This is a genomic window from Segetibacter koreensis DSM 18137 (assembly GCF_000374045.1).
GTDB lineage: Bacteria > Bacteroidota > Bacteroidia > Chitinophagales > Chitinophagaceae > Segetibacter > Segetibacter koreensis.
This window is the reverse complement of record NZ_KB893347.1, coordinates 1-11,709: the sequence shown is the minus strand read 5'-3', so window position 1 is coordinate 11,709 and position 11,709 is coordinate 1. Positions and strand designations below refer to the sequence as shown.

Here is an 11,709-nt window from a genome sequence, read left to right as displayed (position 1 = left end):
AATCAAAAGCGTGAAGCATTGACCTTTATTAAAGCATGTGGCCGGTTGTTTGTTGTGCCAATGAAAAGAAGAGAAGCACAACTCATCATTTATAAATTTAAAACACAAGAGCTTGTAGCTACGCCTGTTGTAGTCTACTCATAGGATGCTGGTAATGGATGATGATTGATAAAAAAATTATTAAATTTGTTATGGACAAAACATCTGGCGAAGGCAGGAGATAATTGAATAAAACCTTCTGTTATCTCTTGCTTTCAAAAGAATATAAAAGTACAACGATATTATCCCTGTTTAAATGCCTATATACATAGGAGACACACTGTTATGGGCGTAGTGCTTTCTTTATGGGATTTTCTGCAAATTAGAAATCATATTAGCAAGGAAAGAATCCCTGATTGCAAACGATAGCGTAGTCAATTCCAAAATAATTATGGACTATTCTGTTTCTGAAACCTATTATTCTATGCCAGTCGAGGGAAGGATATTTATCCTTAAATTATTCTGAAAGTCTGTTTGCTGCTTCAACTATTATTTTAAAGTTTCGAATTACCGCATCAACTGTTTTACCATCTTTTATTAAAATCATCAAAACTTAAGTCCTTAGTATAATCAAGAATTTTATGAGCACTATCTAAAATGTCAGCAACAAGTAGATTAGGTGTTCGTTTAGACATAAACAATTTCTCCTTCGATAGCTTTGAAATATCTGTCTTTAATGCCATTTCTTGAAACCAAGTCAACTTTCTTTTGAAGCTGTGTCTCAATATAATCAGCTAAATCAATAAATTCTATTCCTATAGGCTGATTAAAATCCACGATAATATCAACGTCACTTGCAGGAGAAAAATCGTCTCTAACAGCGGAACCAAAAATTCCAATTGTATGAACATGAAAGTTTTGAACTAACTCAGGCTTTATCTGTTGCAATATTTGCTTTATGTCATTAAGTTGATCCACGTGTCAAATATAAGGAAAGACTGCAAATCGCATTGCCCATAACGTTGAAGCATTGGCGATGTGGCGGCTTTATGTTCGTCTGCCTAGTGCCGATGCTGATTAAAGAACTAATGTAAAAATTTTATTCAAATGCTTATTAGAATTCGGTCTCACCGGACAGGTGATGACAAGCGATTTATTGCTTATGATTTATTCGTCGCCCCGCCATATGCGCCAATGCACTGTTAGCGGTTCATTGTGCATGCTTCATAAAATTTGATTTCTGTCGCTAAGAATGCTAAGTCGTTGCTGAATTGATGTCCACCAATGTTTATTTGCCTGAAAGTTGCTTTAGCAAGTCTTTTCTTGTATTCGTTAAAGTGTGAAAAAGGTACCTCTTCGTCATCCTGACAATGATAGAGAAAGATGGGAATTTTATTTGATAGTTTGTAGGCAAAATCCTCTTTAAGTTTTAAGCCTTTCTGCCAGTCGTCGTTTCCACTCCAAAAAGGCGTTGCAAGAAGAAAAATAGCTTTAATTGATTTGCTTATGGAATTTTCAGAGAAATACTTTAGAATCATAGAAGCTCCAAACGAATGACCAACCAGAATTGTATCCTGATTGATTTTATTGATAATCTCTCCGATTTGTTTTGTCCAACCAAAATCAGAGGAAGTTTCGTCTGATTGAATTGCAGGATAGTCTACCTGATATTCATTTCCCAAATTCTTTTTTAAAGAAAGGACTAATGCACTATCCGCATCATATCCATTGTCCCCACCGCCTTGAATAAATATAACTTGCTTAGCTTTCATTGGCTATATTCAAAATAACAGTGCTGCATTCTTTGAATCGCGCTCTTTTACAATGACCGCTCACGTTAGAGTATTGCTGCAGGTGGGGGAATTAGTAACATTCTGCTGGTGCTGCTGCTTAATGTTATTTGATGATGAAATTAAGAACTTTGGCCTGGCTCGATTCATTCAGCTGAAACTACTGCTGATAAATGAACTGATGTCGAGTGCTCCAACATTCAGCCCCACTTGCAGCAAGACTCCATGTAATCTTAAAGAACTGTTGAGGCAGTTAAAAAAGTAGTCATTTTTAAAATGCTACACTAACTTTTAATTTCATTACAAAAACCTCAACAGTATGAATAAAATTAAAACAAATTTCCAAGGACAGACCATTTTTATCGGTATGGATATCCATAAAGCCAGTTGGAACCTCGGTATTGATTTGAATGACATGTTTTTAAAAAACGTGCATCAGAAACCAAACCCTTCCATTATGGCTGCTTATTTAAAACAACACTTTCCCGGTGCACGGTATAAAGCTGCTTATGAAGCTGGAAAGTTTGGATTTTGGATACAACGCCAGTTGACACAATGCGGCATTGAATGCCTGGTAGTTAATCCTGCTGATATTCCCAGGTCTCAAAAAGACACGCTGCAAAAAACCGATCCGCGTGACGCTCGTAACATCGGCTTTCGCTTACACTCAGGTATCCTGCATGGCATTCATATACCAAACGAACAACAGGAAGCAGACAGGGTACTTTTCCGTCACCGCAAAAGAATTTGGAAAGACCTTACCCGCTGCAAAAACCGTATTAAAGGCTGCCTCGCTTTTAGTGGCATAGACCTTCCTGAACAATACGATAATGCTAATTGGTGCCACAATTTTATTGGGTGGCTGAAGACCCTTGATTGCTGGCAGAGCAGCAGGCGTACAGCTCTGGATTACATGATTGCTCAAATGGAGTTCCTGCGAAAGGAGTTATTACTCATCAGCAATGACATCAGAAAAATGATGCGCGAACAACGCTATAAAACCAACTATTACCTACTACGTACCATTCCTGGCATAGGTCTACTTACAGCAGCCAGCCTGCTGGTAGAAATAGGTGATGTGAAAAGGTTTGAGACCTTTTACCACGTCAATAGTTTTGTTGGACTGCTGCCCATGGAGCATAGCAGTGGTCAAAATGAAAACAAAGGCATACTTACCGTAAGAAAACACCGTCAGCTAAGAAGCGACCTGGTGGAAAGTGCATGGACAGCCAAAAGAACAGACCCAGCTATTCGCTTGTACTTTCAGGAGCAGCTGAAAAGAAAAGATACCAAAATCGTAATTATTAAAATAGCCCTGAAGCTTCTAAGCAGGATACGTTATGTGCTGATTAATCAAACACCATACGAATATGGAATAGTAAAATAAAGCCCTGACTGCTAAACATGAGGTGTTACAAAGGATACTTCGGCAAGACTGCAGCAGGGCTCTTAAAAAAAATATTAATAAACCACAGCATATCAAAAACAAACAGGCAGGCTGACTACTAAACAAAATTTGTCATCGTACAATAATCAAAAAGCGAAGTATTTTCTTCTGCCAAGAATGTAGCACCTGTTTTACGCCACTCTCGCAAAAAAGGGCTAAGCGTAAAAGTCAATAAAAAATAACGGAGAAATGTAGCGCTTATTTTAGCTTAAAACTCAAAATATCCGACTACTCATAGGATGCTGGTTATGTTGATTTAAAAAAATATTTATATCTGAAATAAGGAAAAACTCTTGCGAAGGGGAAAGGTTAATTACGCTTATTAATCTTTCTCTTTCAAAAGAATTTTATAGATTATCTACTACCATATTAACTTACTCAATTCCTATAAAAGGTACATAAGATACACTTGTTGGGCGTTCGTGCAGTTTGTTAGTAAGGCTGTATCAATACATCAGTCGGAATATGCAACTTGTCATGAAGTTGGCGTATCATGTCCAACGACAGTTTCCTTTTTTTGTTCAATATTTCACTAGCACGGCTCTTTAATCCTACAACTTTTGCTAAGTCAACCTGATTGTAACCCAACTGCTCCATACGAAACTTAATGGCTTCAATGGGGTCAGGCAGTCCAATGGGGAAATGCTCGTCCTCGTACTTCTCAATCAAGATACTCAGCACCTCAAGTTCATCTCCTTCTGGAGAACCTTTCTTGGCATCAAAAAGAACTTCCAGCCGTTCCATTGCCTGGTTGTAGTCTTTTTTGGTCTTTATGGGCTTTATTGTCATTTTACAAATTTTAAAATTGCAGTTAACGTTGAGGGCTTTGCGCTAATTACGCCAAGAAAACAACAATCAGAGACGAACTCTCATTTTTAGATTGTTTTAGCATCAATTTTGTTATACTCCACATGTGTCCCGATGAAACGTATCCACACCATTTGATAATCATAATTGATTTTAACAATCAATCGGTAATGATTGCCTTTGATGTTGAAAACAACACGGTTGTCCGCTAAAAAGCTGGCAGAAGGATACTCGCTCTTAATGACCTTTGTATTTTTCCATTCTGCTTTGCTAGTCTCCTGGTACCACGCTTTCAACTGTTGTTCACAGTCAGGATGCATTTCCCAAAACTCCCGAAGTATTTTCTTAGCAATAACTCTCACCCTTTAACTTTTGTCAAAGATAACAAAAGTTCCCGTAATGGGATATTTAGGACTGGAATATTTTGCTGAGAGAAAGTCGAACCGCATGACGCCCAACGGGAAAGGGCTTTAAGCTGTATGGGAATTTGAAATACTAATGTCTCAACCTTCGTTCAACAGCAAAATAGTAATGTTTATACTGAACACCCATTCTTCCGCCCATATTGATTAAAGCAAATGTTGTGTGCTGTTTTATTTGTCAATCAATCTTCTGTGATAGTTGACTTGTCCCAAGTGATAGGTCAGGTGAGTAGCCAAATGCATCAATAAGTACCCGGCAGATGTTTTTTCTTCAAATACCAGAATAGGATATTCAACGGCCAAATCACTTTCGTTCATATTATCAAGTGCTGCACTGACAACCGAAATAGTGTTGTCAATTTTATTGAGCAATTCTGCCCGGGGGATATTTTTTAGCGAAAACTCTAAATCCCTGGCCCTTATATAAGCGGTTTTACCAATTTCCTTCCCGATATAGGTATTCAGGTTGCCCACTAAATGAAGGCAAAGGTTTCCGGCTGAGTTGGTGATACTTTCTTCTGTCTTCCAAATGTTTTCTTCCTTCTTGTACAACTCAATTTCAGCACGGAGCTTTTTTAGGTCTCTTGTGAATAATGATTGTAATGTTTCAATTAACATGCAGCCTATCTTTTAAATTCTCCTTCGAATACGGTAACAGCTTCGCCAAAAATCAATACGCTTCCTTCAAGTAATTCAGTTGTCATCATACCGGTTCTCGCCGAAGCTTGAAAAGCGCTCAATCGATTCTTACCTAATTTCATTGCCCAATATTTTGTAAGAAACGTTTGTACACCGCCGGTCACCGGGTCTTCATTGGTTCCTGCCCACGGCCAAAAATACCGGTAATGAAAATCAAATTTGGAATCGTTAGCTTGTGCAGTTACTAAAACCCCATTTATGCCAGAATAAGATTGAAGCAAGGCCTGGAAATCTGGTTGTAAATTGGCCAATAACGCTGTGTCTTTTATTTCGATGAGAATAATTTTGTTTTTTGGGCTATATCTTGCGTTCAACATTTCATTGATGCCAAGCGTATCCAATACAGGTTGTGGAACCTGGATTTCTTCTGTATCATAAACCGGAAACTGCATGACAATTTTACTTTCACTTTTGCGGATTTTCAATTCAACGTTTTCACTGTTCAAAAAGGTGATCTGCGCAAGGTCAGTGGTATCGAAAATGATTTTAGAAGACGCTAAAGTGGCATGTCCGCACAACGGAATTTCTTTTTTAGGTGTAAAAAACCGGATGCTGTATGTATCACCTGATAAGTTTTTGAGAAAGGCAGTTTCTGAAAAGCCGATTTCGGTAGCAACGCTTTGCATCGTTGCAGGGTCAAGGTCATTTTCAGCAATACAAACTGCAGCAGGGTTACCCTTAAATTTTTGATTGGTAAAAGAATCTACAAAATATGTTTTCATTTTTTATGATTGTCCGAGATAGCACACAACGTTGTACGTATTTGTGCAGGTGTGGTATTCAATGATATTCAGCCTGAACAAATGCCTGGCTAAAGATACTGCTGCTAATTATAACTTTCTAAAGCCAAATAGATATTCTTCCGGCCGAACAGAAGCAGAATAATGAACTGAAGCCGAAGCTGTCAACATCCTGCCGCACTTGCACAAATACGCATGTTAGCTGATGTGTTACTTACTTTGGTGGTTCATAAATATTTTCAGGGTGTAACCGTTTTTCCTCCTCAAATTCTTTTCGTCTAATTAAATCTGCTTCTCTTTTTTCCCAAATGCTACTTGTCCAAAAACGAATGTCATTCAAATTGTATTTTAGAGCGTATCTATCTGTAGTGTCCTTAAAAACCAAAAGTCTAAAACATTCTTCTCGTAAGTCACTCGATAATTCATTCTTATCGGTGTAATTAATCAAATGAGGTTGAAACCAAGTTACGCCAATCGTATCAGCTTCTCTTCCTCCTAAGTAACTTGTCCCATTGTAATAATATGGTTTGAATTGATTTGGCTGTATCTGCCTCGTTGTCGGATTTTGTACAATTACTAAAGCAGCTAATTTATCAAGTTTGGGACTATAGAGGATTGTGTCTATTATGATATTAGTGTCCTCGAAAAATTCCTTGCTGTAGAAAAATCCCTCATGGTGTGAAAGTTCTTTTTTTAGTTGCCTAAGTATCTCCATGCTGTCTCTTCGATATTTCTCTTTAACTACCTCGGTCTTATTCAAGAACTCTTTTGGCGTGTCAGTGCTTCTTCTGAACTCATACCAACCATTAACGTACAAAAAGTAAAAGACTACAATTCCAATTATCGCAATTAGGAAAATAGTAGTTACAAGTCTTTTTGCCATGGTGTATTAATGATTAGCACGCTCTTGCCCAAACATATCAGCTAACGGTTCTGGTATTTGCGATGTTGGGGAATTGGCATTACAAATGGTCAATAAAAATATTCTGTTTCACAAAATATTCAACTGATTCATTGCAATTCCTTTCAGCGCCAATATTGCAAATACCTCTGTTACCTGCTGTATCAGCTTCTGTCAATAAAAGTAAGTGTCAAAAAGTTTATAGACCAGTAAATTGCAAACGTTGCGGTTATCATAAGACAGGAAATAATGACTTCTTTTTTAAATCCTTCTTTATACAAAGTGACTACTCCTACCAAAAGTCCCAATGAAAGGGAAATCAATGCGATGATTTGCCAAAGCTTGAGTCCGAATACTCGCCTGTTCTCTTTTATCTTCGTCCAAAACGGAAGTACAGCAAGGGCCTCAAATATCAAAGCTAGTGTAAAAGGTATAGTCAATACGATAAGTAGTGGAATATCTATTTGGGGCCCTGGGTCAGAATTAGGAGCAGCAATTGAAAAAAATTTATGATACTTATCTTCAAAATTAAAAATTCCTACAAGTCCAATAAAACTTGTAAGAGTTGGTAAAAATATTTTTAGAAGTTTGAAGTTCATAAGATATAGCAGGTAACGTTGAACATGTTTATGTAGTACTGGTATTTGAAATACTAATGCTTCATTAACTTGTTGATGATGATTAAAGATAGAAAAGATTGGCTTATGTTCTTCCGCCAGTATTACATAAACATGCATGTTAGGTGCAGTACTAATAGTTTATGTGAATGCCGTCAATAATATCCCGCACAATTTTTAATTCAACATCATTTTCATGCGTCCCTTCTTGTTTTTTTGCAATAGTAAATGAGCAAATAAACAAGTCCAAGTCTTTTCCAAACACCCAATAATAAATTACAAACACTCCATCTTCGTCTTCAGTCTCGTTCTTATAATGAGCACAATCGAAACCATTTACTTTAGTAAGTATAGCTCCTTGGTTTTCCTCGACGTCTTCCGCCACAAGTTGAGATGCTTTATCTTCATTAGTGTCATTAAGAGTGTCCCAATGTAAAGTAGTAATTCTAAAATTTCCAGTCCATGATTTAGCATTGAAAAAAGCATGGGTGCTTTCTTTCTCATCATCGTATTCTTCCCACTCTGGAGGGAGATTTAAACTATACCAACCATCTTCAGACGTAAATGTTTTCAAGCTTTTGTTTAAATTATGAGGTGTTCGTATTGCACCTAGTCGAGTCACGCAAGGGAGTTTCACCCTTGCGTTCTCACAGATCCGTGCATGAAAGTCTCCCTTCACACGGCTCTTCCTGTTTTTAAATCACAAATGTATCTCTACCTTATGGATGCACCAATTGCCAATGTGCAAATAAGTTTGGCTTTTCCCTGTACTTGGTTTGTAGCCATTTCATAGCCGCTTTCTTGTATAAGCCTTTCTCCCACTTTACCCACTTTAGTAACCTTGCATTGAGTTGTTGCCATATGTAACGTGTATGCGACGACCAAATTTTGCAGTAATAATTGATTACACCACGTATTACGGGTTGTAATTTCGTTGCTATTGCTTCTATAGGTTTTCGCCACTTATGAATACCATAGCTTCTGAACTTACGTAGCACTCTTGTGATGGATGCTTTGCTTATAAAACTTGTAACCAACAGCTTATTACCCTTGCTGGTTTTGCTCCATATAGGACGAAGGCTGAACCCTAAAAAGTCTACACTACGCGGGTATTTCTTTTCAGTTGTACCTCGCAGGTTTACAATCTTTGTTTTGCTTTCGCTTACTGCTAGCTTACAAGTGGATAAGCGTAGCACTATCATCTTCAATACATACTGCGCCTGCTTTTCTGTTTTGCAGTGTACCACAATGTCATCAGCATAACGCTCAAATGGTTTCTCAGGATGGTGCTTTTCCATCCATCTATCAAACACCACATGTAAAAAGATGTTGGACAGTAGTGGACTTATTACACCACCTTGTGGTGTTCCCGTAAGGCTGTCTGTATATACTCCATCCTGTTGTACTATTCCTGCTTTGAGCCAACGGGTTATATACATCAACACCCACTCTTCTTTACAGTAATGACTGACTGCTTTTAGCAGCAGTTCATGATCGATTGTATCGAAGTAGCTTTTGATATCGAGGTCTATTACCCAATCGTTGGTCATAGCATTGCTCATCGCTTTCTCTACTGCATCATGTTGACTTTTACCCTTGCGGTAACCATAAGAGTTCTGGTGAAAGTAAGGTTCTACAATACGCTCGAGCTGTGTTCTTACCACTTGCTGAGCTATGCGGTCTGCTATGGTGGGTATGCCTAACTTACGTACTCCACCTGCGCTTTTTGGAATGGATACCTGTCGTACAGGTTTTGGAAAATAGCTGCCTGAAGTGAGCCTGTTCCACAGCTTATATAACTGGGCGCTTACTTCTTTGTCGAAGTGCTGCCAGCTTACTTCGTCTATGCCTGCGGCTCCTTTATTAGCTCTTACTTTCTTGTATGCCTCCCATACCATTACCCTGGTAATTGGCTGCGATTTTGTCTCATAATAGTCAATCATCCCTTTTACGGTTGTAAATGATTATGATACCAAACAGGCTAAACCCTTTGCTACATTGCCTTTCGGCAACTTCATTGCTACTACGGTTTAGTCCGCCACCGCTTGTCTCATACTATCCTTGCATGCCTGCATCCCTACTACGGTTAACAGGACGACAGCGGCTTCTCTTGTTCCATACAAAACCCTACATTACATTCCTGCCACCTTTACCCCGGACGTTATGTAAACAGTAATCAGGACGCCCTTTACACTTATAACAGCTACAAACGTAAATAGCTGCTCTCAACATCTTTTGTATGCCTTTACGAGGCTTCAATAGGTGGTTCAATTTATTCAGCTCTGTAATGCTCACCTACAGCAGTCATTGCTGCCGTTTTTCCTTATCGCTCACCACAAAAAACGTTTCCGCTTAATGCAGCATAAGGTGGTTTGCAAACTACTCCTGAAAGTCGTTTGCGGAAGTCCAGTTCTCTTATTGTTTAACCTAAGATGGTTCAGTCGCTTCGCTTGACTTCCACTCTTTGGATTATTCTTTAAAAGACTTCCATGATCTGTATAGCATCAGTTTCCTTCCGGAAACTGTTCAAGACACACACGTTGACGGCTTTGCGATGTGGTGGTATTCCGTGTTCCGTCAGTTTAAATTTATTACTAAAGTTCTATAGTAGTACAATCGCTCAGCACTTATTCATCAGCTACCATATTGCAAAGCCGATGTTGTACGCCGCTGGATTAGTGCTCGACCTTAATGTTGACCTTCGTTCCGTTAGGCAAATCTTTAATATGTTCGCAGATTTGTCCACTGAATGCAAAATGAACACTCATGTCGGTCGGTTCAATATTGTCAACTGTGTATTCTCCACCAATAACAGGAAGTTTCTTATAGCTGTAAACTTGATTTTCTTTCAACGTCTTGCCAGTAGCTAATAGCTTCTCTACAAGTGAAGGCAAAAACCAATTATCTATTTTTTCGTCGTCAATTAAAAACTGTTGATATTGTTCAAAAGTGTCAGCAATTTTGGTCAATTCACCACTATCTGTTTGTAGCCAATAAACAGCGCCGTCATTTCCCAACAAAAAAATGTCACCCAAAACAGAAATTGTCACAACAGCTTGCATTTTGTCCAAGCGCCACCGCCAACATTCTAAAATGTCGTTTAGGTCAATGTTTGTGATGTCTTTAGCTAACTGCTCTAAAGTAAGTTCCATAAAGTGGCGTACAACGTTAAAGCATTTGCGATGGCATGGCAATAGCGAACTGTCAGCCTGGAACAAATGCCAAATTAAAAAAACCGATATTGAAGTTAAGAACTAATGCCGAACAGAGTAATGTCTGCCGAAACTAAAGCCGATAAATGATTTGCAGCCGAAGTTTATTCCGTCAACCATGCTATTGCAAATGCACTGTTAGCTGCTGCTTTTCGTCGCTTTGGATTTATGCCATTCGATGTAATTCGGTAATTCTAAAATGGGATACAATCCTTCTTCTTCTGGGTCGTCAGGCAACAGGTCTGTGTCAACGTAATGAATATCTAAAGCAAATGATTTTTCGCCCACAATGGTGTCAAGCATTTTATACAATAGCGGTGTCAACTTTTCGTTGTCTTTTATCAAGTCCTGATTGTTGAAACACACCCTTATTCCTAAGTCTTGAGTTTTGTCATTAGAAAGCGGAAGAAACCACATGTCTTCGGTGTTAAGTTCCAAGTCGTCCCAGTTACTCTTGAAACTGTCAGGCATAGGCGGTTTGAAGGCAATAAAAGTCCAGCCGTCAATTATTGGTGCAGCGTTCACCAATTCTTCCACTTTGCCAAAATAGTTTTTGTCACCTTCTGCGGTTATGATTAATTCTTGGTCTTCGTCAGGATACCCGCCGATTTCGAAATATATGCTGTCGCAATATTTATGTAGCTGTTCTAAAAAGTCGTTAAGAAGTTTTTCTTTTGCTTCTTCGTCAACAGAATTGAGAAAGGTATATGCTTTATTGTTGTCTTTAAACCAATTCCAAAATTGTGAAGTTGTGTCCATATAAAGTAGCAGCTAACGTGGAAGTGTTTATGAAGTTGGGGTATTTGAAAAACGTCTATTTCAATTACCTACAAAAGCAAAATAGCGATTTAAAGTGGAATGCTTAATCTACAGCCACAATTTTATAAAGCCCTTATGCTATAAAAAAAGTGGCGTTTAGACAGCGAAGTAGATCAAATTTAACTTTGACTACAAGTAACAATCTTGGTTACAACTAAATCTAAACGCCATGAATAAAGTTACAGCAAACTTCGACGAACAAACAATTTTTGTGGGTCTTGATGTACACAAACGTAGCTGGAATGCTGCCCTGTTCTTAAACGATCAGTACTTGCG

13 protein-coding genes and 1 pseudogene are annotated in these 11,709 nt (G+C 38.4%); 1 reads left to right on the top strand and 13 read right to left on the bottom strand.

The features are described from left to right. Positions 1 to 373: 373 nt before the first annotated feature. From B154_RS33990 to B154_RS0119375, 3 genes and pseudogenes are all read right to left on the bottom strand, one after another. Positions 374 to 484, bottom strand: a pseudogene (locus B154_RS33990) (HepT-like ribonuclease domain-containing protein); the annotation flags it as partial. A gap of 182 nt (positions 485 to 666) precedes the next feature. Then, positions 667 to 957: a nucleotidyltransferase family protein gene (locus B154_RS0119380; protein ID WP_018615984.1), complete on the bottom strand. Its 291-nt coding sequence runs from the start codon at positions 955 to 957 to the stop codon at positions 667 to 669. 224 nt (positions 958 to 1,181) lie between these two features. Then, positions 1,182 to 1,751, bottom strand: a complete 570-nt coding sequence (locus B154_RS0119375; RefSeq protein WP_018615983.1) for an alpha/beta fold hydrolase — start codon at positions 1,749 to 1,751, stop codon at positions 1,182 to 1,184. 337 nt (positions 1,752 to 2,088) lie between these two features. Here B154_RS0119375 and B154_RS0119370 point away from each other — a divergent pair, with 337 nt between their 5' ends. Then, entirely contained in the window at positions 2,089 to 3,156 is a 1,068-nt protein-coding gene (locus B154_RS0119370; protein WP_018615982.1) for an IS110 family RNA-guided transposase, read from the top strand. 492 nt (positions 3,157 to 3,648) lie between these two features. On the opposite strand, the gene B154_RS0119365 is transcribed toward B154_RS0119370, so the two are convergent. The 10 genes from B154_RS0119365 to B154_RS0119320 all read right to left on the bottom strand — a co-directional run bounded on the left by B154_RS0119365 (position 3,649) and on the right by B154_RS0119320 (position 11,373). Further along, positions 3,649 to 4,005, bottom strand: a complete 357-nt coding sequence (locus tag B154_RS0119365) for a helix-turn-helix domain-containing protein (protein ID WP_018615981.1) — start codon at positions 4,003 to 4,005, stop codon at positions 3,649 to 3,651. A gap of 86 nt (positions 4,006 to 4,091) precedes the next feature. Beyond that, a complete protein-coding gene (locus tag B154_RS0119360; protein ID WP_018615980.1) occupies positions 4,092 to 4,385 on the bottom strand; it encodes a type II toxin-antitoxin system HigB family toxin in 294 nt (97 codons plus the stop codon). 231 nt (positions 4,386 to 4,616) lie between these two features. Then, complete coding sequence (locus B154_RS0119355) at positions 4,617 to 5,063, bottom strand: DinB family protein (protein ID WP_018615979.1); 447 nt, start codon at positions 5,061 to 5,063, stop codon at positions 4,617 to 4,619. Between the two features lie 5 nt (positions 5,064 to 5,068). Next, a complete protein-coding gene (locus tag B154_RS0119350; RefSeq protein ID WP_018615978.1) occupies positions 5,069 to 5,866 on the bottom strand; it encodes a PhzF family phenazine biosynthesis protein in 798 nt (265 codons plus the stop codon). A 232-nt stretch (positions 5,867 to 6,098) separates the two neighbouring features. Continuing rightward, positions 6,099 to 6,767 (bottom strand): hypothetical protein, encoded by a 669-nt coding sequence (locus B154_RS0119345; protein ID WP_018615977.1) that lies wholly within the window; start codon positions 6,765 to 6,767, stop codon positions 6,099 to 6,101. Positions 6,768 to 6,949: 182 nt separating this feature from the next. Continuing rightward, positions 6,950 to 7,522: a hypothetical protein gene (locus tag B154_RS0119340; RefSeq protein WP_018615976.1), complete on the bottom strand. Its 573-nt coding sequence runs from the start codon at positions 7,520 to 7,522 to the stop codon at positions 6,950 to 6,952. Between the two features lie 13 nt (positions 7,523 to 7,535). Next, positions 7,536 to 7,976 (bottom strand): DUF3805 domain-containing protein, encoded by a 441-nt coding sequence (locus tag B154_RS0119335; RefSeq protein ID WP_169337681.1) that lies wholly within the window; start codon positions 7,974 to 7,976, stop codon positions 7,536 to 7,538. Between the two features lie 145 nt (positions 7,977 to 8,121). After that, on the bottom strand, positions 8,122 to 9,345 hold the full coding sequence (ltrA, locus tag B154_RS0119330) for a group II intron reverse transcriptase/maturase (protein WP_018615974.1): 1,224 nt from the start codon (positions 9,343 to 9,345) through the stop codon (positions 8,122 to 8,124). Between the two features lie 732 nt (positions 9,346 to 10,077). Further along, positions 10,078 to 10,554 carry a T6SS immunity protein Tdi1 domain-containing protein gene (locus B154_RS0119325; protein ID WP_018615973.1) on the bottom strand — a complete coding sequence of 159 codons (477 nt, stop codon included), beginning with the start codon at positions 10,552 to 10,554 and terminating at the stop codon, positions 10,078 to 10,080. A 198-nt stretch (positions 10,555 to 10,752) separates the two neighbouring features. Continuing rightward, on the bottom strand, positions 10,753 to 11,373 hold the full coding sequence (locus B154_RS0119320; protein ID WP_018615972.1) for a hypothetical protein: 621 nt from the start codon (positions 11,371 to 11,373) through the stop codon (positions 10,753 to 10,755). Positions 11,374 to 11,709 lie beyond the last annotated feature (336 nt).